We start from the raw sequence: 23,172 nt of genomic DNA, 5'->3' as shown, positions 1-23,172 counted from the left end.
GAACCGAGCACAACTCTATCGCCCATGCGGGTACAAGAATGAGACAAGTGACGAGCACTACAAAGTGCAGCGCTTGCAGAGACGGCGTTCAGAGCCCCTTCCCATTCACTATGGCGTTCCAGCCAATCGTGGACGTTGATACGAAGAAAGTCTACGCATACGAGGCACTGGTGCGCGGGCCGAAGGGTGAATCGGCTTACTCTGTACTGAGCCAAGTGACCGATCAAAACAAGTATGCTTTCGACCAGAACTGCCGCGTGGCTGCGATCATGCTGGCCTCCCAGCTGGGCTTAGTAGAAACCGGAGCGAGGCTCTCAATTAACTTCATGCCGGGAGCTGTGTACAGCCCGGCCGCCTGCATTCAATTGACACTCGCGACAGCGCAAAAGTGTGGCTTTCCCGTGGAACGCCTGATCTTCGAGATAACCGAGACCGAGAGGGTGAAGGACAAGGCTCACCTTCGGAGCATTGTTGAGGAGTACCGCCGGCAAGGTTTCAAGGTCGCGCTGGACGATTTTGGGAGTGGTTACTCGGAGTTGAATATGCTGGCCGATTTGCAAATCGACTACCTGAAGCTCGACATCGATCTCGTCAAAAAAGTGCATAAGCGTCCATCAGCTCTCCTGATCGTGAAGTCCATCGTAGCGCTCACAAAGGCATTGGGGATGGAGATGCTCGCGGAAGGCGTCGAAACTTTGGAGGAGTTCGAAACACTGCGGGATTGCGGTGTCCGACTCATGCAGGGCTATTTCTTTGCGAAGCCAGCATTCGAGACGCTGCCACCTGTGACTTGGCCCGAGAAGTCCTCGACGCAGGGAGTTGAGTCTTCGGCATCTCAGGTGGATTCCAGAGCGGCGTAAACTGCGGATTGATCCCATTACTATCATCCACCTGATAGAGGGCTAATCCCACTCGCAAATTAGGCCTTCGCGGGACTTGTGGGTTATCGCCCCACCGCCAGGTCAACTATTTCCCAGGTTTCATTGACCCACCTCCGTATTCCGCCCTTTCGGCGCGCCCCTGCTCGGCACACACAATGCTAAGGCAGAAGTGGATCGACGCATTTTGAACTTGTCTTTGTCATACACAAGGCCGACGATGGTCCCCAACCTAGGGCGGATCACGTCGACGCACCTAATGGAAGTGGCGACGCGCACGCTGCCGATTCCAGTGTCGTATCTGCGCGCAGGCAGTTTCACGGAGAACTGGCTGCGAACTGTCGTCGGCGTCACCAGGTTCGGAGTAGAGAAGTTCTGTCTACGCTCGTCGCGGCGCTATCGAGGACTGGACCGACTCCGCAGACTCCTCGTTCGCTATGAGAACCTCCTCGCAACCTATAGAGCCTTCCTCTACCTCGCTTGCCTGTAGATCATTTGCAGACGGTGTTTATGGAATACGCTCTAGCGATCATATGCGGCAAGAGGTTGCGAATTGGCATCAAACCTCTTCGAGGTGCGGCTAGTGTCAAATGTGAAGTGTCGGTTCTGTGACGGCACCGGGGAAACTGCAATGGGTGGGGTCTGCGCCGAATGTGGCGGAAGTGGTACGGCGAAGAAGGAAAACATAGATGCTGTTTCCACGCCCAAGCCGGACGCCTCACAGGAGTAAATCATGGAGAATCCGACGAAAACACGAGGCGGGTCATGAATGATTATCGAGTAAGCATCAAAAGCATCTCAGATCGTCCGCTTGCTGAACCTGGCGGAGATCTCTCACACAAAGTAGAGTTTCACATAGATTCGGTAGATGGTGTTCTCTCAGAAGACTGGGACGGAGGCAGCGTGCGGGGCGAAGATCCTAAGCGCTGCTTGCAACTGAAAAAGAAAGGGAATGTAGTCGTTTCACAGCCCAACGGCTGGTCAAGCCAGCGGCCTGACCAATGGCAGGGAGAACTCGTGAATCTGGCGCTGGATCACTCTGTCAGCGAATCTGCGTAACTTCTTACGCAATATTGGGCAGACTGTCGACTTTAGACTCGCCGATATACGCCGTCATCGCCTGAGCCAATTGTGAGTCGACCTCATCCGCGATCGCCATCACGCCAATGAGAACCAGGCTAAAGTTCACGCGATGCAGATTGTTTTGCAAAGTCTGAAAGATGCTGACTTGCAACATTCGCGACTCTTCCACCATCATCGCGGCCGTATAACCCTGCTCTCTTCGTAGAAGTCCGTGCTCAGCCGCAGCGGCAGAGACCAACGCATGGCTTCCCAACTCAAGCGGGTTTCTCAACCTGTACACCAGGTCTCTAAAGAGCTGGGGCAGATGCGCCGTACGCTTCGTATCATCTAGTTTTACCCACACAATGTGCTTGTCTGCATCAACCCTAAGAAGCCAGTTTTTGATGGTCACCGCTGCATCGTCTTCGAGGATCGTCGCAACTGTGCTGACCACCTTCACAGGGCCCGGTTCGGCCTTCATCTTTGCCCGGATCATTTCCACCAGATTCACGACGGCCTGCGGTTTAACAAACACTTCGTCCGTCTGAGCCAATATTGCGGCTGCGGCCGCCTTCATCTCGGGGTGAGCACTGAAAATGATCGTGACGGCCTTTGGGTTTGAGTGGCGCATGGCGCTCACTACGGTAAGGCCATCTCCGTCGTTAGGCATGTGCAGATCGCTGACAAGTACATCGAAGATGTTCGCCCCAATCAGCTTGAGCGCGTCATTGACGTTAGCTGCGGAAAGCACTTCGAAACCGCCGTGCTCAAGGATGAGGCAGAGGGTTTCACGCAAGTCGTCATCGTCATCGACAAGCAGAAGTCTTGTCTTGGTCATTTCTGGCATATCCGGTCCCATCTCGTCTAACACTGCTGTTCTGTTAGCTGGCTTTCAGTTGCTGCTCATTTACCTGTCCGGTACACCCAACGCCCTGATCATATTCAGTGAGATTGGTGAGGTGGTCTCGCACGACCCGGTAGCACTCACAGGCCATCTTTTCCAAGCCTGGAAGATCGATAAGATTGATCTTGCCGCGTGTGTACTGGATCAGATTTAGGCTTTGAAATTGGCCTGCAACGACAGTTACGGTCGTACGGTTTGCGCCAAGCATGTCCGCCATGTACTCATGGGATAGAGGCAGAATGCGGCCTCCGTTCCGGTCGGCGCAAAGAAGCAGCCAGCGGGCTAAACGTTGCTGGACAGAGTGACGGGCATTGCAGCCCGCCGTCTGTGCTGACTGAATGAATTGAGCCTGAAGATACCGCAAAGTAAGGTCCTGAAACACTGAGCAACGTTTGAATTCCTGAGCTGCCAGGCACGTTGTAGTGGTGTAGCCATGTCCGGCTACCTGCATATAGACCCGGTTGAGGCTCTTCTTGGTACCCATCAGAACGGATGCACCCTGCACAGACTCCCACCCTGCGAGGCCCACCTCGACCTGAGACCCATCGTCGAACGTCGTCGTCATCGACGCCATCCCCTCCTCAATGAAGAAGAGATGCTCGATTCGATTGCCAGGAAATTCGATCTCGCGATTCACCGGAAGGTCGACCGCATTCAGGTCTAACCGCCTAATAGTTTCGGAATCGAAGCGTTGAAGCAGCCCGTTCTTGAAATGTCCTTGTGTCATGTGTGGCCTCGATCTCGGCTGGCCGATCAGATACACCAGGGACGGCGTGGTATGGATCTCCGCGCGATGGCTTGTGATGCTACGCAAAGCATACGCGCTCTTTTGTGTTGTAGGCGACCGAGCACAAGATTTAATACTGGCGTGATTTGCTGAAGCGATACGCAAAGTACTGTTCAAGATCCTTGGCGATCTTGTCTAAATCCCATCCTTACTCAACCTGGGCAGCGAAGAAAAAGCCCCGACCGCTCCATTTGCACCCACGTTATATACGCCTATGTAGTGGGCACCACAGATCGAAGAGTATGAAAAGGCTATCGTTGCTGCACGTTGAGAAAGACTCATCCTCGGCCCTGAACCAATGGCCGACCAGCACGCGCAGATGTCTCTATGTGAGAGCAGAGAAGAGAGATATGACAGACAAGCTGATGCCGACGCCACTACATAAGGTGGTTTCCTACGACCAGGACGTCCATGGCGCTTTGAAGAAAAGCCAATTTGTTCCCTTCTTTCAGCCCGTGATCACCATGCACACCGGGCAATTAGCTGGGTTCGAGGTACTCGCCCGTTGGAAGCACCCTACGGCCGGTGTAATTCCGCCCAGCCAATTCATTGCGCTAGCAGAACAAGATGGCTGGATCAACGCCCTCACCCAACAGATTTTGGAGAAGGCCTTTGCTGCGGCTTCCGCGATCCCGACCCCTCTAACACTGGCTATTAACATCTCTCCTCTTCAACTACGCGACTTGCACTTGCCGGAACTAGTCCACCGTATCGCCATGGAATGCAACTTCTCACTTTCGCGGGTCATTGTGGAGATAACAGAGAGCGCCCTCATCGACAACCTTCAGAGTGCCGCAACGATCGTAGCTAAACTTAAGGCGATGGGTTGCAGGCTGGCGCTTGACGATTTCGGTACGGGCTACTCTAGCCTGCACCATCTCCAGGCTCTGCCGTTTGACGAATTAAAGGTCGACCGAAGCTTCGTCAGCTCAATGACGGACAGCCGGGAAAGCCGCAAGATAGTCTCTGCAGTTGTAGGCCTTGGACAAAGCCTCGGCTTGGCTACTGTCGCTGAGGGCATCGAGACCCGGGAGCAGGCAGAGATGATGCTGTGGCTGGGGTGCGAATTTGGTCAAGGGGAGTTTTATGGTCAACCCGTACCAGAACACGAGCTTGCTGCGTCAATCTCAATTGATCGTGAACATTTCGTCACAGACGATCGGAGCGCCTGGAGACGCATTTCTGCTTCAGACTTCGAGGTTTCTCCGTCTCAGCGGCTAGCACAACTCCAAGCCATCTATGATGGCGCGCCAGTAGGCCTGGCCTTCGTTGATCAAAATCTTAGATATGTGAATCTCAATAAAAGACTTGCCGAGATGAACGGCGCTCCGGTTGAAAACCATCTGGGGAGTCAAGTCTCCGAGATGATTCCAGAGCTCTTTCCCGCCGTGGAACCCTTCATAAGGCGTGCCCTTGAAGGGGAGGCAATCTCAGATGTTGAGGCGAAAGCTCCCACTTCCGGGGACACGCGCTTAGTTTCCTACCAGCCAGCGCTGGATGAGGGCGGGGAAGTTGTTGGAGTCGCAATCGCTGTGACCGATATCACGGAACGAAAACAAACAGAGGACGCGCTCAAAGCGAGCGAAGCTCATTACAGGAGCATGGTTGAGCTGAATCCGCAGGTCCTATGGATTATGGATCCCCAAGGTCGCAATCTTGATCTGAGTCCGAGATGGGATAAGAGCACGGGCCTGATGAACGATCATCTAGCGGATCACGAATGGCTCAGAAAGATCCATCCGGAAGATATGCGAGCCACACTCAAAGCTATGGCCGTCTCGAGGCGAGCAGGTGCGCCCATTGACGTTGCTTATCGCGTGCCGGATGGGGAAGATGGCTGGACATGGAAGCGGGCCAAGGGTGCCCCTAGGTTTGACGTTAGCGGTAACATCGTCTGCTGGTACGGCAGCGTGCAGGATATTGTGGCTCCGAGCGACCTGGAGAAGCCGTTGCCCGACGATGCAATACCCGTAAAGGTCAAGACGACAATTCATGTAACGGATCTTTCCGTTACAGCGACGGAGAAGGAGAGGAGACACCGGGCACTGGGCGAACTTGAGATCCTCGACACGCTACCCGAGCCAGAATTTGACGATCTGGTAGTGCTGGCCTCTGAGATCTGCGGTACACCCATCAGCCTTATATCCTTACTCGACTCCGAACGTCAATGGTTCAAGGCCGCTGTTGGACTTGCTGCAACTGAGACTTCTATCACGTCGTCCTTCTGTGCACTCGCGATCGCTGAGAAGGGTCTTTTTGTGGTGGAAGATGCGACAAAGGACAAGCGCTTCGAACAAAATCCTCTTGTTCTCGGCTCACCACACATCCGCTTCTATGCCGGCATGCCCCTCTATGCCGGTGACGGTGTAGCCATTGGCACGCTGTGTGTCATAGATACCATCCCGCGAGGCCTATCTCCCGGACAGATCAAAGCCCTCTCTATCCTCAGCCAAGAGGTTCAAGGTCGCTTGGAGCTTCGCTCTGAGCGGAGGAAGAACCTTACAGAGATCAGCGCAAATCGGGAGCTCACGACTCGGCTAGAGGCAAGCAACAAGACCCTCACGGAAGCAAATGGGAAGCTTGAGAACCTCTTCGCTGAGCTCGAAGAAACCCGGCTTCTACACTTGGCCGATGAATGCGAGCTGCGGAAGCGATCTGAACTGGATGACCTCAAGAATGAGTATGTCGCCATGGTGTCCCATGAGCTCCGGTCACCCTTAACAAGCGTGCGGGGTGCTGTTGGAATTCTATCGGCGGGCCTGGCAGGTCCAGTGAACGACAAAGGCGCGAGGCTTTTTCATATTGCTCTGAGCAACCTGGACCGGATGATTCGGTTGGTCAACGATGTCCTGAACCTCGAGCGGATAGCGTCCGGAGCGACATCTCTCCAGGTGCAAGAATGTTTGATAGAAGATTTGGCAGAACAGGCTATCGAAACAATGATGCCAACGGCTCAAGCGCATGGGGTCGAGCTTCATGTTAACGCCGTCTCTCAGACATTAGGCAGCAAGCTCCTTTTTCATGGGGATCCCGATAAAATCTTGCAGGTCCTCATCAACTTGCTGTCCAATGCGATCAAGTTTTCCCCGCCTCAAGGGGATGTAGTGCTCGATATTCGGGCGTCTATCGACCAACTGACGGTGAAAATCTCAGACGAAGGGCGTGGCATTCCAGAGGATCAACTTGAGAAGGTGTTCGAACGCTTCCGGCAACTTGAGCATGACGATGCCCGTCGACTCGGGGGAAGCGGCCTCGGCCTCGCAATCTGTCGCGCCATTGTTGAACAGCACGGCGGCGCCATTTGGGCGGAGAGAAATCCGACAAAAGGTACATCTTTCTTGGTGACCCTGCCTCGCTCCACGCAAAAGCTTCCTACAGAGGAACCTGCCGAAAAGGCCTATGCGCGTGCAGCATCGCTTGCAAGGCCGCCGCTCAAACCATTTGGAACTGATGAGAAGTCAAACCAAGCGACAACCCCGGTCCCCTTATGAAGCTGACTAAATCGATGGCGTGTGCGAGCCTAGCGAACAAGAAGGCGCGGGTTGTGAGACCTACGACACCCGTTCTCGATGTGATCTGTGTCAGCGAAGAGATTCTGGGGATTGTGGTGCTCACGTTATCTGACGGAACCCTCCACAGTCTGACGTATGAACAGCTGCGTACTCTTCGTGATGTTTCTCACTGATTCCCCTCTCCGGTGTGCTGCTGTAGCTGCAGGGTCAAGCAGGTAACAAATGGGTCCGGTTCTTGCCTCTGATCAACCGATTAATCTCTCCGAGAGCAAACACACAACAGCGAGATGGTCCGGCGCATCTACCTGTCATACGCTGATGTTCGTCTCTTGTTGAGGGTAGAGAGCCCATATTCGATCGGCAGGTCGCTCAAGACAGACGAAGAACCGACTGCGATTTAGCCTCCTTTGAGCGGAACTGCACAAAGCTGAATCCCAGACCCACTTCAATCGGTGTCCCCTTGAAAATCGAAGAAACGCTGCAACTCGCCGCAGAGACGGCTGGTGTAGGCACGTGGCACCTGTTTGTTGCGAAAGAGGAGCTTAGCAGTTCTCCCAAATGCAAAGAGATCTTTGGATTTCCACCCGAGGCTGAATTCGCTTATGCCGACTTTCTCTCTGTCCTTTATCCTGATGACCGTCCATTGGTCGAGGCTGCGATAGCAGACGCTCTTGATCCGAACGGGAAGGGTCTCTATGAACTGGACTACCGGATCGTTCGGCCTGACGGACTCATTCGTTGGCTCGGCGGAAAAGGGAAGGCATTCTTTGAAGAACGCAACGGTGAGCGAGTAGCCAGTCGACTGATTGGAACTGTTCTTGATCGAACCGAGCGTCGGAATATTCAGGATGCACTCATAGAATCCGAGAAGCTTGCAGTGACGGGACGCCTAGCCGCATCTATTGCCCATGAAATCCGGAACCCGCTAGACACGGTGGTCAGCCTTCTTTATTTGCTTCGTACGGAATCGTCCGAAGTGAAACGTTCTGAATATATTCAACTAGCCGAAGATGAGCTTAGACGTGTCTCGGAGATCGCGACGAACACCCTTCGCTTCTACCACGATCCGGGCGGGACGACCCCGTTCGACTTGGCTGAGCTTGCCGGAACCGTTGTAAAACTGTTCCAAGGACGCATCGTCACATCCGGGGTGACGGTACAAACCATCATTCCTGATGGTGTTCTCGTCTCTGCACCTCAAGGGGAGTTGCGACAGGTCATAGCAAATCTCGTAGGCAATGCGTTGGATGCTATGCCTGATGGCGGCCGCCTTGTCCTTCGTGTCCGAAAGTTTATGAATCATCGTACCGGTAAACTGTGTGTCCGCCTGACCGTTGCTGATACGGGGATTGGAATGCCCCCAGAAGTGTTGAGTCGGGTCTTCGAGGCGTTCTACACCACCAAGGGTGCTGGAGGAAACGGGCTTGGACTTTGGCTCAGTCTTGAGATCATGAAGAAGTGCGGCTCGTCGATGCGGGTGCGAAGCGCTGTCAAAAGAGGTACCGTCTTTCATCTTTCCCTGGAGGGCGCACAGCCACAGAGTTCTAAAGGAAGGGACGGAACGTCTGCGGAGTCCTAAGGTCACGGATACCACGAGAAAGCATTAGCTTTAGACCGAGATCGCTCGCTGACAAGAGCGCGGAGGCGCGACGCGAAGGAACAGGGAGCAGCATCGGCGATAGATGACCTCTTCTGCAACACAGAGAAGATAAGTCTCGCGTTCTATCCGGCGCTAATAAGCCCAGACAGGGATACTGCGGGCACGCCTGGAGGACTCAAGCGTTAGGTTTTCTGAGCATCAGGAGATGCAGAGGAATACACCGCATCGCTATTCATGGCGCTCGGAAGTGCGTTCGCGTCCCGGCAGATTGCCATTGCGCAGTCATAGGGAGTGTTGAGCCATTTGTGGCCATCTGTTGTCCAGCAATCCGCCCGATCTACTCCCCAGGGTTTTTGGTCAATCAGCGATTGCGCGAGTACCGATATTTGCGTCTTATAGCGAAACAGTTTTTCACATTTTGAGGATCATTGCATGTCGATAAACATCAACGGATCACCCATCGATTTGCCGAAGGACACGCGAGTATCTTTGCTCGACCTTCTTCGCGACCATCTGGATCTCGCGGGCACCAAGAAGGGGTGTAACCAAGGGGCGTGCGGGGCCTGCACCGTTCTGGTTGACGGAGAACGCATTCTCTCCTGTCTCGCACTCGCCGTACAGTATGACGGTCGCTCGGTAACAACGATCGAAGGTTTATCAACGGAGGGGGTGTTGCATCCGCTCCAGCGTGCGTTCATTGAGCATGACGGCTTTCAGTGTGGCTACTGCACTCCGGGGCAGATTTGCTCAGCCGTGGGCATGCTGGGGGAGATAAGACGGGGTGTACCTAGCAACGTGACCGGCGATCTGGAAGGGGTGTCGATCAGCCTCACGCGCGATGAGCTTTGCGAACGGATGAGTGGAAATCTGTGCCGTTGCGGTGCCTACAACGGGATTGTCGATGCGATCACGGAGTTTGCGGAGGCCTCAAAATGAACGCCTTCACGTATGCACGCGCGACTGATGTTGCAGACGCCCTCCGACATGGCGGCGAAATCGATGCGAAATACCTCGGAGGCGGCACGAATCTCGTCGACCTGATGCGAGAGAATCTGGAGCGGCCGTCCGCATTGGTTGACGTGACCAACCTTTCAAGTGAGATCATGGAGAGGGAAGACGGTAGCATCCTTATCGGAGCTGCGGCGAGGAATACGGCGGTCGCAGAGAATCGCGCGATACGGACGCGCTACCCTCTGCTTGCGCGAGCTATATTGGCCGGGGCCTCCGGACAAATACGCAACATGGCTACCGTTGGTGGCAACCTGCTGCAGCGGACTCGCTGTACCTACTTTTACGATGACGACGGATCGCGCTGCAACAAGCGAAATCCGGGGCAAGGTTGTGACGCTATCGAAGGTTTCAACCGAATCCACGCCATTCTTGGGGCCTCTACGTCTTGCGTTGCGACTCATCCCTCGGACATGTGTGTCGCTCTCGCCGCACTTGATGCGATGGTGCATGTCACAGGCTCACAAGGTCAACGCATCCGTGCGCTCACCGACCTGCACCTTCTCCCTGGGGATCATCCCGAGATCGAGACGACGCTCGCTCCCGGCGAATTGATCACAGCGGTGGAGTTGCCAGTTTTGCCTTTCGCTCGGCATTCGATATACCGCAAGGTTCGGGACAGAGCGAGCTACGCGTTCGCACTGGTTTCGGTCGCAGCCGCGATGGAACTAGAGATCGGAGTCGTAAAGGATGTCCGACTCGCTCTGGGCGGAGTCGCCCACAAACCCTGGCGAGCCTTGAAGCTCGAGGCCTTGTTGAGGGGGAGACCCGCCACCAATGAAAGCTTCCTGGCCGCAGCAAATGAGGAGCTCACGGATGCAAAACCTTTGAGCCATAACGGATTCAAAGTAGAGCTCGCAAAGCGCACCATTGTCGCGGTGCTGGCGGAGTTGGCAGGAGGCGTTGCATGAGTATCAAAGACGCCGCGCAAGCGGTTATGAAGAAGGCCGTCCAGATCGCCCCTGATGCGTGGATGCCAGGTGGAAAGCCCGACCCGTTGATTCGTCAAAAGCACGGACTTATTGGAACGCCCACTTCGCGGCTGGACGGACCGCAGAAGGTGAGTGGGACGGCAAAATTCGCGGCCGAGTTTCCGATGGAGAACATGGTTTACGCGGCGCTCAAGTACAGCACTGTAGCGAAAGGCCGAATCAAGGGACTTGATACGGCTGCGGCTGAAGCGGCGTCCGGTGTGGTCCTGGTCATGACCTACCGCAACGCGCCTCGAATGAAGCCTGCGCCCCCGTTCATGTCGAGCGCGAAAGCCGCCGGTGGCGATGACCTGCCAATCATGCAGGATGAAGCAATCCACTGGAATGGCCAACCTGTAGCCCTGGTTCTTGCCGATACACAGGAGCAAGCCGACTACGCGAAGTCGCTGGTATCCGTGGTTTATGAGACAGAATCGTCGGTGACCTTATTCGAAGACGCGAAGGCCAACGCTGAGCCAGGAGTTTTTCAGGGGGAACCACTGCTCCTGGAGATTGGGGATGCCGAAGCTTCGTTGGCAGCCGCCTCGCATAAAGTCGATGTGATCTACAAAACTCCGCGCCACAGTCACAACCCAATCGAACTCCATGCGGCGACGATCGGATGGAACGGAGAAGATCTCAGGGTGCATGATGCCTCGCAAGGGGTAGCTCATGCTGCCTGGTCACTTGCGCAGGTCTTCGGCCTCAAGGAGGAACAGGTCCATGTCACATCTCCTTACGTTGGAGGTGGCTTCGGAAGCAAGACCCTCTGGCAGCATCAGATCCTTGCGGCTGCTGCGTCGAAAGTAGCGGGACGGCCCGTGCGAATCATGCTGTCCCGCGAAGGGGTCTACCGCATCGTAGGCGGTCGCACTCTGACGGAACAACGGGTTGCAATCGGCGCAAACGCAGAGGGTCAGTTCGAAGCGCTCATCCATACGGGCACGGTAGCGATGGGCCACCATAACAACATGCCGGAGCCGTTCATTCTTCCGGCAAAGTCGGCGTACCGCTCGGCAAGCTTCAAGCTTGATGTAGAAGCGGTGAAGATGGACATGCTCGCGAATACGTTCATGCGAGCGCCGGGAGAGTCGGTTGGTACCTTCGGTCTGGAATGTGCCGTCGATGAACTTGCTATAAGTCTCGGTATGGACCCTATCGAACTGAGGCTTCGGAACGAGCCCGAGAAGGATCCGACTACCGGAGCGCCGTTCTCGTCGCGTCACATCGTGGAAGCCTACAGGGCTGGTGCGGAAAAGTTTGGTTGGTCAGGGCGTCGAGCGACGCCGGGCACCCATCGTGAGGGCGAGTGGCTCATCGGTATGGGATGTGCGACCGCGACATATCCTTATTACAGAATGCCCGGCGGAGCGGCGCGGATCACTTTGACCCACGATGGGCGAGCTACCGTTGAAATCGCAGCACATGAGATGGGCATGGGGACTGCGACTACGCAGACCATGGTCACCGCCGACCGTCTTGGACTTGGTATGGAGTGTGTGACTGTGAACTACGGAGACTCCCACTTTCCCGGCGTTGTCCTTGCGGGCGGCTCGCAGCAGACTGCTTCGATTGGTGCCTCGGTCACGGCTGCTCATCGAGAACTCATCAAGGAATTACTGAAACTCGCAGGTAAGGACTCTCTGCTTGCTGGCCTTGATGCGGACGAAGTGATTGGGCGAGACGGTTATCTGTGCAAGGCGGAAGAGCCGGGGCGTCGCGAGAGCTATGTATCCATCATGGCGCGGGCTCAACGCAGTGAGGTCACGGTGGAAGCGAACGCTCCCCCACCGCTCGAATTCACACATTGGTCGATGCACTCTTATGGAGCCATGTTCTGTGAGGTTCGAGTGAACACAGTCACAGGTGAAACCAGAGTGAGCCGCTTTCTTGGCTCATTTGACTGTGGCCGTATTCTCAATCCGAAGACAGCCGCGAGCCAGTTCCGGGGCGGGATCATTATGGGGCTCGGTCTCGCGCTCATGGAGGAGACGGAGTTCGATGAGCGCACCGGACGCGTGATGAACCCCAGTCTTGCCGAGTATCACGTGCCCGTACACATGGACGTTCCCGAAATCGATGTGATCTGGACCGACATTCCTGACCCGCACGCTCCAATGGGAGCACACGGGGTTGGAGAAATCGGAATCACGGGTGTCGGAGCAGCGGTCGCGAATGCTGTTTATAGCGCCACAGGAAAACGCGTTCGGGACCTGCCAATTACTTTGGACAAGATCTTATAGGAGGCCTGTGCAGTTCCACTAAGCACCAATATGCACTATGTTCCGTGAGGGTGCGCAGCACGATCTCGTTCAAATGAGCGAGCTGAACTTGAAGTGAGTCCGGAGCGGTTGGAAGAAATCCTTTCGGACAAATAGAAGCCCTATTAGGTGCATCAGATCGCAGCTTGAGTAAGGATACTATGCCAAAACGAAGCGCCGGGCTCATCATGGATCGAACCTTTGTGGAGAGCGATGAACGGTCTAAGAGGTTCAACCGACGGTCTCCAGCAAAGACAAGGGTGACAGGACAGCATAGAGCATATTGTGGAGTCGCGAGTCTCCCTAGGATTTACCCAATTTGAGCATTCCGAACTTCGTGCGGCGTTTCGCCATATTCGGGAGCGGATCCCCACAGTTCGAAGCAGAATGCTTCCCGCCAAGCACAAACAAATCGTCTGACTCCACCACACATCTCTGCAGCGCGTAGTCAATCTTGCGCTGAAGTAAGGACGAGAACAGCTTTGGAGAGTCCCTATATTGAGCGGTCTCTGGCTGAGCCTTACACTGGGCTTTGAGAAATGGATGATGAAAACCGTCACGATTATTGGTGCGGGTAATGTCGGTACAACGCTGGCGATCTTGCTGACGCAACACAACTATGTAATTCAAGAGATCTGCAGTGGAACCAGGTCTTCGGCAGAGCGACTTCACGAGATCATTGGGTCTGACCAAGTGGACTCCGACGTTTACCGATTGACACCGTTGACATCTGTTTAGTTAGTACCGGCGACAACGAGATTCCGCTCATCGCTGACGAGTTAATTTCATCGCCGGCTCTGAGACCGGGAACGATAGTCTTTCATTGCAGTGGAGCAACGCCGTCATCAATATTCTCTGCACTTCGTGGACGGGGCGCGCTCATCGCAAGCGTCCACCCTGTAAAGACTTTACCTCTCCGCTGGAAGATGCAGGTACATTCGCCGATACATGGTGCGGCATAGAAGGCGATGTCGCGGCACTGGATGTGCTCAACCCTCTGTTTCAACAGTTAGGTAGACTCGCATTCCCTGTCGACGTTGAGCGCCAGGCAGCCTACACGCTGCCGTCGTATTCATATCGAACTACCTTTGCTCCACCCTTGAAATCGGACTTCAGTGCTATGAGGCTGCCGGGGTCACTCGGGAGGCTGCATCTCGGATCGTTGAGCCTATCCTCCATGCAACCGTCGAGAATGCGCTGAGGCTTGGCCCTGGTAAGGCTTTGACTGGACCCATCGCTCGCGGCGACGACCTGGTGGTTGCTAAACATCTAGAAGCGCTTGGCGCGTTCAGCGCCGAGTATCAACTTCTCTACAAGGAGTTGGCGAAATAGCGGTCCAACTCTCGATTGAGAAAGGCGTTGCCACGAAAGAGAAACTTGCGACGATTCGAAAGTTACTGGGCCAGGAGCAGAATTAGCGGTCTAATCGGCGGCGCGGGATTTGCGCCTTTGGAAATAAGTGGCAGGTCCTAAGGCCCACGGAGCGTTCATTTGCTGCCGCATGGCAGGGAACGTGCTAAGCCCGCGAAGTCATTTTGGCAGCGTCCGCACAACTACTGTCTCTTTTGTCGATTTGTTAACTTTCTAACCGGTGCTTGCTTTATGTTGAGCAGTGCTTCCGCCTCAATCACCAGCGATCCCAGCGATGCGTCCAGGAGCGTCGCAAGATCATTCATTGTGCGCATGGTTGCACTTTTCGCCCCTCGCTCGACATCCCCCATGTAGCGCAAACTGTAGCCAGTCGCAACAGCGAGATCCATCTGAGAGAGACCTTTATTCTCTCGTCGAGTCAAGACCACTCGACCAAATGCTTGCTCAAGAGTCGCCGGCTTTTCTTTGCTCTTGACCACAGGCTCAATGTTGTACGAATCACCCTAGATGCGAAGGCACTATAGTGCCGGTGTCCCGCTACTGACATCGGGTCAGCAATCGGCCTAAAGCGGATCTCCGCGTAGTGCTTTCGCTCGAATCAGGATGTCCTCGATGCGAATGCGATAAAAGAGGGCGAGTGCGTCTAATGAGCGGATCGTCATGCTTTGTCGACCTTGCTCCATCGTTCGGATCGTTCTCACGGCGAAGTTTGTTGCAATCGCGACGTCGATCTGATTAAGGTTCCTTTGAGTCCGTAAATCGAATAGAACGCGACCAATCGCCTGCTCCAACGTCAACGATTCCGGTATGTGGAGATCTGCCACCTTTCCATCGTTACGATTGACGAAGCATTAGGTAGGCACTATAGTGCCTACAAGAGAGGCACTATAGTGCTTGCTGCGTAATTTGCGCGATGAGACAGGTGCCCTCCACCTTATCCTCGGCTTGACGAGGTCCGATGAACGCAGACGTTATCGCCTATGTGCCGAATGAGCTTGCCGAAGCTTCTGAAGTCGGGGAGGCCGTGGTCAGCCGACATCATCTGAGCGATGATGCATCGAGCGTAATGGTTCTTGTTGAACCCACTGATGAGCACCTTCTGGCGTTGGTCGGGGAAGGATCGAGGGACGCCCTTGGCGTTCTTTTCCGCCGCCACGCGCGGACCGTGTTCCACCTCGCGTGGCGCATTCTTCGCGACGAGTCGGAAGCTGACGACCTCCGACAAGAGACATTCATTTACATTGCGGAGCGGGCCCAACTCTACGACGCTGAGAAGGGCTCCGGGGCATCGTGGATCAGACAAGCGACCTATCATCGCGCAATCGATCGGAGGCGGTATCTCGATGTTAGGCAGCACTACAACTCCGAAGAGTTTGACGAGAAACGCGTGCCCATTACAGCGGAGCATTCCTCTCCGTCATCTCTTGATGGAAAGGCCATTCGGGACCGCTTGAGCAGGCAATTGACGGCAGATCAACAGCAAACATTAGAACTGCATCTTTTCGAGGGATACAGCCTCCGCGAAATCGCGGAGAAGAATGGGCAAACACTCGGAAACGTAAAGCACCACTACTACCGGGCTCTGGAGCGCTTGCGCTCTCATCTCTTCTCCCAGAAACGTGGTTAGAGTGAGAGAATGGTTCGCAAACCTAATCGCAAGGGAACCATGCCGGTGAACCCTCAATTCCATGACGAGTTCGTTGCTCTGGTTGCTCTCTTCCACACCGGAGAACTCACCGACGAAGAGTGGGGCCTGCTGCAGATCCATCTCGCATTTTGCAACGAATGTCGGCTGAGGTTCGAACAGTATAAGAGCTTGACCTCAAAGGCGATTCCGGAGATGGCGGCAAGTGCCGCCTCTGATGCCGACGATCTCCCTTGGGAGTCTGAGAGCGCTATTGCCGACGCGGAGCGCCGTCTGATGACCCAGTTGGAACAGGGAACTCCGCCGAAGGTACAGCCTATTGCTCCTAAATCGTCGCGCCGGGTCGTCGCCGGTGCTCTCGCGGCTTGCGCACTCGTGGCTGCTGGGCTCTCGTCCGTGTACTTGATCCGGAACAGCGCTCATTCGCCGGTACCTCGAAATCCGACCATTGCCGTAGCTCCGCCTACAGGCGTAGCTACGCAAGGCGAGGAAGAGCAGGAGCTTACGCGGGCGCAACAGGAAGTAGCGAATCTAAAACAGCTGCTGGCCGCTGCAAAAGACCGCGAGAGTCAGCCGCGATCCGTTGACCCCAATCTCAAACATCAGCTTGATGCAAATAGTCTGCTACAACAGCAGCTCGCGACGGAGAGAGAGACTCTCAGCCAACAGCTCGCCTCGGCGCAGTCAGATCTTCAGTCGCTTCGCGACAAGCTGCTGTCCAGTCAGACAGCTGCGGACCAACAGGCCGCGCGTGCGGCCTCGCTTGAGGCGAAGCTTCGCGACCTCAACTCTATTTTAAACGAGACCAACACGGCTCTCAGTGATAAAGAACGCATTCTTGCGCTCGACAAAGATTTTCTGGCGCACGACCGCGACATCCGAGAGCTGATCGGCGCTCGAGATCTATATATCGCTGATATCTTCGACACAAACGAGGCAGGGAAGACGGCCAAGCCTTTCGGACGAATCTTCTACACGAAAGATCGCTCGTTGGTGTTTTACGGATTCGATCTCGACAAGCAAGGTGGTCTAAAGCAATCAGTAGCGTTTCAGGCCTGGGGGAGCGGGAGCGACAAGCAGCCAACTAGCCTTGGGTTGTTCTACCAAGACGACAACAACAAGAGATGGGTCTTGCGTTGCAATGATGCAACGACCCTCGCTCGAATGAACATGGTCTTCGTCACCGTAGAGCCGCCGGGGGGAAGTGCGAAGCCTACCGGCAAGCAGCTCCTCCGCGCGTTTCTGCAGATGCAACCCAATCATCTTTGATTGAGCTTGGTACCTTTTCAGCCAGCGCCCCGTAGATAGAGTTAAAGCAATTCACTCTTTCATCTTCGGAGCGCTGCTCTATGAAACGCTGGCTATTCCTCGTCTGTGTTTTTCTTCTCCCGAATCTCGCATTATGTCAGTCCACCAACGCGACCATCAGCGGTGGCGTGACGGACATCGCGGGCAACTTGATCCAGGACGCGGACGTGGAGATTGCCAATGACGCCACGGGCGTCGTGAATTCCGCGAAAACAAACGATGCAGGGATGTACTTTGTACCGATCCTGCCGCCGGGCCATTATCACGTCCAGGTCTCGAAGCGTGGCTTCAAGACGATCATCAAAGCTGACGTTGTGCTCAACGTTCAGAGCGCTGTCGGCCTCAATTTCGTTCTACCGGTCGGGGCGGCATCAGAGAGCCTCACAGTGAACGACAACTCTCCGGAACTGAATACAACTGACGCGAGCGTCAGCACGGTCATCGACCGTAAGTTCGTCGAGAACCTACCCTTGAACGGACGAAGTTTTCAAGATCTGATCTCCATGACTCCAGGTGTTGTGACGCAGAGCCCCCAGAGCCCAGGCCAGGTGGTGGGAGTTGGAGGTGACTTCAGCGTGAATGGGCAGAGAACGCAGTCGAACTACTACACAGTGGACGGAGTTACCGCGAATATTGGTTCAGGCAATGGAGGCGGCGTAGGGGAGGCCTCTACCGGAGGCACACTTGGAGGATCGACCGCGCTAGGCACAACACAGACATTGATCTCGGTCGATGCATTGCAGGAATTCCGCGTGCAGAGCTCAACTTACTCCGCGGAGTTTGGCCGGTCGCCGGGAGGTCAGTTCTCGCTTGGAACGCGCGCCGGAACAAATTTTTTGCACGGTAGCGTATTCGACTACCTCCGCAATGATGTCTTCGACTCGAACGACTGGTTCAACGCTCACTATGGCAAGCCGACACCTGCTCTTAGACAGAATGATTTCGGTGGCACGGTGGGTGGTCCAGTGTGGATTCCTGGACTCTACGACGGACGAAACCAGACCTTCTTCTTCGCTTCGTATGAAGGCCTACGTCTGACGCAGCCTACGGCTGCAACAATCCAATACGTTCCGGACGACTTCATGCGGCAGCAGGCGGTTGACGCCATGCGTCCCATCTTGAATGCTTTTCCGCTGCCGAACGGAATCGACTACGGTACCGCCGCGAGCCCGAACCTTGCGCAGTTCATCTCACCCTTCTCGCTACCCAGCAAGATTGACTCGACCAGCGTACGGATCGATCACACGCTTCGACCCAAAATCGCTCTCTTCTTTCGGGTTGGAGACACGCCGAGCTCTACGGTAGCCAGGCCGTACTTCGCCCGGACAACCACCAGTAGCAACGCACAAAGCTACACTCTCGGGGCAACGGTCCAGTTGTCCGATCAGACTACGGATGAGTTTCGTCTTGGATATGCGCGTTCGGACTCTGCGCAGATAGGTGCGCTGGACAACTTTGGGGGCGCCACTCCGATCGATCTTGGAGCTGCGATGGGAGCTGGTTCCTATCAGCGGGCAGAGCCAGTGATTGTCATGTCGGTTTCGGACATCGGATCGCCGTTGTTGACGACTTACGACGGGCGCAACGCAAGCCGGCAGTGGAATGTCATCGATACGGTGAGTCTGCTGAAGGGTGTTCACGCACTGAAGTTTGGGGTGGACTACCGCCACATCAAGTCGCCGATCACTCCGCCGACAGTGGAACCGTATGCAATCTTCCTCAGTGCGCAGGAGGTGATCAGCGGCATGCCCAGCCTACCCTACGTCTTCAACTTCGTTCCCGCTACGCCACTGTTCAATCAAGCTGCCATCTTCGCGCAGGACGAATGGAGCGTCCACCAGAGACTTCACCTCTCGTTTGGCATTCGCTGGGAGCTAAATCCGCCACCAACAGAGGAACACGGTCGGGATGCTTATACGCTGCTGGGAGATATCAATAACCCTGCGACTCTCACTCTTGCGCGTCAAGGTACTTCCCTTTGGAAGACGGCCTGGTACAATTTCGCTCCCCGGTTGGGCTTGGCGTGGACGGTGCACGACCAGCCTGGCAATGAAATGGTGTTCCGCACGGGCGGGGGCGTGTTCTTCGACTCTGCAAATGAAGTGGCGTCGCTCGGATACAGCGGGCTTGGGTTTCAGTCATTCGCGCTGCAGAGTGGGGCCGAGATTCCGTTTACCCCCGGCCAGCTCGTGGTACCAGTCTCCGTGACAGCACCGTATACCAGCGGGACGATCACCGCGTTTCCATCCCATCTGCAGCTGCCGTATACATTACAGTGGAACGTCAGTATGCAGCAGGCACTTGGGAGAAATCAGTCCCTAACGCTTTCCTATGTGGCGGCTGAAGGACGACGACTAATCGGGCTGCAACAGAAATCTTTATCCGTGCTAAACCCGAACTTCGACCAGGTGCAGTACCTCGCATCAGGCGTGACGTCGAACTATCAGTCTTTGCAGGTAAAGTTTCAGCGGTCAGTAGCGAAGGGACTTCAGGCACTCGCTTCTTATACCTGGTCACATTCACTCGACTTTGGGTCGAATGCCAACGCGCTGCCGCTGCAGCGAGGAAACTCCGACTTCGACGTACGCAACAATCTGCAGGCAGGTCTTAGCTGGGAGCTTCCTGGCAACTTCGATTCGAGAGTTCTTTCACTGTTCCTGAAAAATTGGGGAGTGGATGGTCGCCTCAGTACGCGCTCGTCATTTCCTGTAACGCTTGGCGGAGCGCTAACCACCAATACGGCAAACGGAAACGAATACTCTGGAGCCCTCAATCTCGTGCGGGGTGAGCCGGTCTACCTTTACGGATCGCAATATCCGGGAGGCCGCACGATCAACAAGGCGGCGTTCAGCCTGCCAGCAACGGGAGCGGCGGGAGACGCTCCACGCAACTTCGTCCGCGGCTTTGGGAGCACCCAAGTCAACCTCGCGTTCCGGCGAGACTTTCCTCTGCATGACCTGCTGGTTCTCCACTTTCGCGCCGAAAGCTTCAACCTTCTCAACCATCCAAGCTTCGGGTACGTAGATCCGACATATACCGATGCGACTTTCGGTCAGGCGACTCAGATGCTGAACGCAAGTCTTGGAACCGTAGCGTCGCAGTATCAGCAGGGTGGTCCCCGATCAATGCAGTTCGCCCTCAAGATGACCTTCTGACGACCTGCCTCTCCTCTCCCATCTGAAATTCTCTGCACTCACCCCATCGCAACCCTTGGAGTTGGATATGACCCTTCGTGTGCCTTTCGTCGCCATCGTCTTCGCATTACTGTGCCCTTTATCTAATGAAGCATACGGCCATTCGTTCTCTGTCAAAGACGATATTGCGATGGTGCGCTTTAGCGACCCATCCTTCGATCCTGCGATCGTGGGCAGCGAGATCGCGAGGCCATCCCCGCATGGCGATTACGTCGCGATCGTTACGACCAAAGGGCTCCTTGCAACGGACGAGGTTGAGTCCGATCTCACAGTCTTTCGAATGAAGGAGCTCTCTGCGTTCCTCGACGGCGAGGGAACTCGGCCTCAGCCGCGAATCGTCGCCTCGATCGTCTCCTATCCTCACCGTGAGCAAACGATCTCCTATGCGCCGGTGATCAAAGACCTTCGATGGTCGCCAGACGGAAAGGGAATCTACTTCCGAGGCGAAAACGGATCGGGTGCCTACCAGCTTTATCTTGCGCGAGCGGACGGAAGCGGGTCTCACGCTTTGACGCCCGCGGACCAGAGCGTCGACCGCTTCGACGTAGTCGCAGACACAGTGGTCTATAAGGTATCGATGCTTGTCGACAAGCATCGTTCAGAGATCGCTAAGATCAACAGCGACGCCTTCGCTGCGACGGGCGCTCGCATACAGGACGTCGTCTTTCCTAGCCAGCTCGGTACTCTCGAACCTGAAGTTTTCGCGATCTCGGTGCTCCAACATACGAATGGTCGCTGGTTCGCCCGGCGTGTGCCGGGCGATCCGAGCACGGAGATGACCTATCTTTCGGCGCTCTTTCCATTCGTGTTATCTCCGAAGGGACACCAGCTGGTTGCGCCTATGCCCGTTTCAACGATCCCAGATACGTGGCAGCGATTTGAACCGGTAACGGGATCCGAATACCTCCGTCTTCTGCCCGGTAAAGATGCTCAAATCACGAACGCTGGCGAAACCTTGCGGCCCCTGCAGTACATGCTCATCGACCTCGACACCGGCAAGCGAACGCCGCTCACGGATGCACCGAATGCCCGGAGCCTCGGATATCCTTTCGATAACAGCCGGGTGGCCTGGACGACTGATGAGAAGCGCGTTCTGGCGACCAACACATTTCTCGGAACACACGACGATAACCCGCTGGAGAGAAACCGGCCGTGCGGCGTTGCCAGCTTCGACCTTCCGTCGTTTGAACCCCGGTGCCTCTTCTTCGAAGGAAAGGATCTCGACCGAACGGCATTCCACATTGAGGAAGTGTCTTTTGGGTCCAGTGACGATGAGGCCATCGTCACTTTGACACAAAGGCCCAACAGGCGCGTAACTCGACGCTATCGATTCTTTCAGGATAGCTGGCATCTTGCCGGGGAGGACTCTGCCGCTGATATTGGCACCGGGTCTGCAGGCTTGGTTTCTCCTGATATCTCGGACGTGCAAATATCAGTCCGGCAGAGCCTCAATGAACCGCCGAAGCTGTGGGTATCGAGTCGCCGTACCGGGAAGGCCCGTGAGGCTTGGGACCCTAATCCGCAACTCGCAGATATGAGCTTTGGCGAGGCGTCTCACTATGAGTGGGAGGACAAGAGTGGACACCACTGGTCTGGGCTGCTCGTAAAACCCGTCGGTTATCAATCCGGACAGCGATATCCCTTAGTCGTGCAAATGTACAACTACGTTGATGGTGAGTTCACGACCGATGGACTTCACCCGACAGCCTTTGCCGCGAGGCATCTTGCCAGCGTGGGTTTTGTGGTTCTTCAGGTCAGGCGGCAGGTCGATACTTTGTCGGAGGCCGATCCAGAGGTGCATCTGGAAGGCTATCGGAGTGCCATTGATAGTCTCGCCGCGGCGGGGATGGTCGATCGTAACAGGGTAGGCGTAGTCGGATTCAGTTGGACCTGCTGGTACGCAGTCAATGCCATCATCAAAGACCCTCAGCTCTTCAAGGCGGCGACGATTGCCGACGGGCTCGACAACAGTTACATGCAATATCTGATGTTTGGTGCCGGCTCGGAGTCTCTCGAGCGTCAAATGGAACAGATACGGCAGACAGCTCCGTTTGGGCATGGATTGAAGAAATGGGTCGACGAAGCTCCAGGATTTCATCTTGACCAGGTACAAGCACCGGTCCGCATCGAGGCCATCAATCCGTTGTCCGTGCTTCAGGAGTGGGAGCTCTATGCATCGCTCCGGCTACAGAACAAGCCGGTTGACCTCATCTACTTCCCGCACGGAACCCATATTCATCAAAAACCCTTGGAGCGCCTGGAGTCCCAGCAGGGTAGTGTGGACTGGTTCCGTTTCTGGTTGCAAGGCTATGAAGATCCAGACCCTGCGAAGGCGGCACAATATGAGCGTTGGCGAGGGTTCGCCAAGCTTCGAGCTGCAGCCGCTCAAAGCTACGCCAGCCCAACTGGAACGACGCCGGCCCCGTCCCTTCCATAAATCAGGGGAGACAGGGCCGGCTCGAACGTGAACTGCAATTCCGAACTACTCGTCTGCCTGGTAGGCGGCGTTGGAATTGAGCAGGGAGGTGCCGACTTCGTGCGGGGTGAAGATCTTCGGTCCCTTGATGGTTGATGTAGCCTTGAACGTTGCTGTTACCTTCGGTTGGATATAGCGCATGGTTAGTCCTCGTTTCGTCTTCAAATTTCCGTCGTCGCTGGAACGTGCACCAGC

The 23,172-nt window shown here is 55.4% G+C and carries 18 protein-coding genes and 1 pseudogene; 14 read left to right on the top strand and 5 right to left on the bottom strand.

Annotated features, from left to right (window positions below):
* Window positions 1-38 precede the first annotated feature (38 nt).
* Both GRAN_RS07275 and GRAN_RS07265 read left to right on the top strand, forming a co-directional pair.
* A complete protein-coding gene (locus GRAN_RS07275) occupies window positions 39-860 on the top strand; it encodes an EAL domain-containing protein (RefSeq protein WP_128912260.1) in 822 nt (273 codons plus the stop codon).
* A gap of 783 nt (window positions 861-1,643) precedes the next feature.
* Entirely contained in the window at window positions 1,644-1,937 is a 294-nt protein-coding gene (locus tag GRAN_RS07265) for a hypothetical protein (RefSeq protein WP_128912259.1), read from the top strand.
* Window positions 1,938-1,941: 4 nt separating this feature from the next.
* Here the strand turns inward: GRAN_RS07265 and GRAN_RS07260 are convergent, their stop codons facing one another.
* Both GRAN_RS07260 and GRAN_RS07255 read right to left on the bottom strand, forming a co-directional pair.
* Window positions 1,942-2,787: a response regulator gene (locus GRAN_RS07260; RefSeq protein WP_241654389.1), complete on the bottom strand. Its 846-nt coding sequence runs from the start codon at window positions 2,785-2,787 to the stop codon at window positions 1,942-1,944.
* A gap of 34 nt (window positions 2,788-2,821) precedes the next feature.
* The gene (locus tag GRAN_RS07255; RefSeq protein ID WP_338323419.1) at window positions 2,822-3,748 is read right to left on the bottom strand and encodes a Crp/Fnr family transcriptional regulator; all 927 of its coding nucleotides are present in this window, start codon (window positions 3,746-3,748) and stop codon (window positions 2,822-2,824) included.
* A gap of 233 nt (window positions 3,749-3,981) precedes the next feature.
* On the opposite strand from GRAN_RS07255, the gene GRAN_RS07250 reads away from it, so the two are divergent.
* The 8 genes and pseudogenes from GRAN_RS07250 to GRAN_RS26960 all read left to right on the top strand — a co-directional run.
* The gene (locus GRAN_RS07250) at window positions 3,982-7,122 is read left to right on the top strand and encodes an EAL domain-containing protein (protein WP_161570881.1); all 3,141 of its coding nucleotides are present in this window, start codon (window positions 3,982-3,984) and stop codon (window positions 7,120-7,122) included.
* Window positions 7,123-7,603: 481 nt separating this feature from the next.
* The gene (locus GRAN_RS07245) at window positions 7,604-8,722 is read left to right on the top strand and encodes a two-component system sensor histidine kinase NtrB (RefSeq protein ID WP_128912257.1); all 1,119 of its coding nucleotides are present in this window, start codon (window positions 7,604-7,606) and stop codon (window positions 8,720-8,722) included.
* Window positions 8,723-9,175: 453 nt separating this feature from the next.
* Complete coding sequence (locus GRAN_RS07235) at window positions 9,176-9,679, top strand: 2Fe-2S iron-sulfur cluster-binding protein (protein WP_128912256.1); 504 nt, start codon at window positions 9,176-9,178, stop codon at window positions 9,677-9,679.
* Window positions 9,676-10,662, top strand: coding sequence for an FAD binding domain-containing protein (locus tag GRAN_RS07230; protein WP_128912255.1), 987 nt, complete (start codon window positions 9,676-9,678; stop codon window positions 10,660-10,662). The genes GRAN_RS07235 and GRAN_RS07230 overlap by 4 nt, the downstream gene beginning before the upstream one ends.
* Window positions 10,659-12,965: a xanthine dehydrogenase family protein molybdopterin-binding subunit gene (locus tag GRAN_RS07225; RefSeq protein ID WP_128912254.1), complete on the top strand. Its 2,307-nt coding sequence runs from the start codon at window positions 10,659-10,661 to the stop codon at window positions 12,963-12,965. The genes GRAN_RS07230 and GRAN_RS07225 overlap by 4 nt, the downstream gene beginning before the upstream one ends.
* A 561-nt stretch (window positions 12,966-13,526) precedes the next feature.
* Window positions 13,527-13,721 (top strand): NAD(P)-binding domain-containing protein, encoded by a 195-nt coding sequence (locus tag GRAN_RS26970; protein WP_421800803.1) that lies wholly within the window; start codon window positions 13,527-13,529, stop codon window positions 13,719-13,721.
* Window positions 13,697-13,945, top strand: coding sequence for a hypothetical protein (locus GRAN_RS26965; RefSeq protein ID WP_128913016.1), 249 nt, complete (start codon window positions 13,697-13,699; stop codon window positions 13,943-13,945). The genes GRAN_RS26970 and GRAN_RS26965 overlap by 25 nt, the downstream gene beginning before the upstream one ends.
* Window positions 13,946-14,048: 103 nt before the next feature.
* Window positions 14,049-14,315, top strand: a pseudogene (locus GRAN_RS26960) (DUF2520 domain-containing protein); the annotation flags it as partial.
* A 221-nt stretch (window positions 14,316-14,536) separates the two neighbouring features.
* Here GRAN_RS26960 and GRAN_RS07205 read toward each other — a convergent pair.
* A complete protein-coding gene (locus tag GRAN_RS07205) occupies window positions 14,537-14,782 on the bottom strand; it encodes a helix-turn-helix domain-containing protein (RefSeq protein WP_128913014.1) in 246 nt (81 codons plus the stop codon).
* A gap of 135 nt (window positions 14,783-14,917) precedes the next feature.
* Window positions 14,918-15,178, bottom strand: a complete 261-nt coding sequence (locus tag GRAN_RS07200) for a helix-turn-helix domain-containing protein (protein WP_128912252.1) — start codon at window positions 15,176-15,178, stop codon at window positions 14,918-14,920.
* Window positions 15,179-15,312: 134 nt separating this feature from the next.
* Here GRAN_RS07200 and GRAN_RS07195 point away from each other — a divergent pair, with 134 nt between their 5' ends.
* The 4 genes from GRAN_RS07195 (at window position 15,313) to GRAN_RS07180 (ending at window position 22,938) form a co-directional block, all read left to right on the top strand.
* Window positions 15,313-15,981, top strand: coding sequence for an RNA polymerase sigma factor (locus GRAN_RS07195; RefSeq protein ID WP_128912251.1), 669 nt, complete (start codon window positions 15,313-15,315; stop codon window positions 15,979-15,981).
* A gap of 39 nt (window positions 15,982-16,020) precedes the next feature.
* Window positions 16,021-17,268 carry an anti-sigma factor gene (locus GRAN_RS07190; protein ID WP_128912250.1) on the top strand — a complete coding sequence of 416 codons (1,248 nt, stop codon included), beginning with the start codon at window positions 16,021-16,023 and terminating at the stop codon, window positions 17,266-17,268.
* A gap of 80 nt (window positions 17,269-17,348) precedes the next feature.
* The gene (locus GRAN_RS07185; RefSeq protein WP_128912249.1) at window positions 17,349-20,462 is read left to right on the top strand and encodes a TonB-dependent receptor; all 3,114 of its coding nucleotides are present in this window, start codon (window positions 17,349-17,351) and stop codon (window positions 20,460-20,462) included.
* Window positions 20,463-20,541: 79 nt separating this feature from the next.
* A complete protein-coding gene (locus GRAN_RS07180) occupies window positions 20,542-22,938 on the top strand; it encodes a hypothetical protein (protein WP_128912248.1) in 2,397 nt (798 codons plus the stop codon).
* Between the two features lie 45 nt (window positions 22,939-22,983).
* Here GRAN_RS07180 and GRAN_RS26605 read toward each other — a convergent pair whose 3' ends face one another.
* Window positions 22,984-23,118 carry a hypothetical protein gene (locus tag GRAN_RS26605; protein WP_277751196.1) on the bottom strand — a complete coding sequence of 45 codons (135 nt, stop codon included), beginning with the start codon at window positions 23,116-23,118 and terminating at the stop codon, window positions 22,984-22,986.
* Window positions 23,119-23,172: the final 54 nt, after the last annotated feature.

The sequence above is a fragment of the Granulicella sibirica genome (genome assembly GCF_004115155.1).
GTDB classification, from domain to species: domain Bacteria; phylum Acidobacteriota; class Terriglobia; order Terriglobales; family Acidobacteriaceae; genus Edaphobacter; species Edaphobacter sibiricus.
Note: the sequence above shows the minus strand (reverse complement) of the source record. Positions and strands in the feature narration are given on the sequence as shown.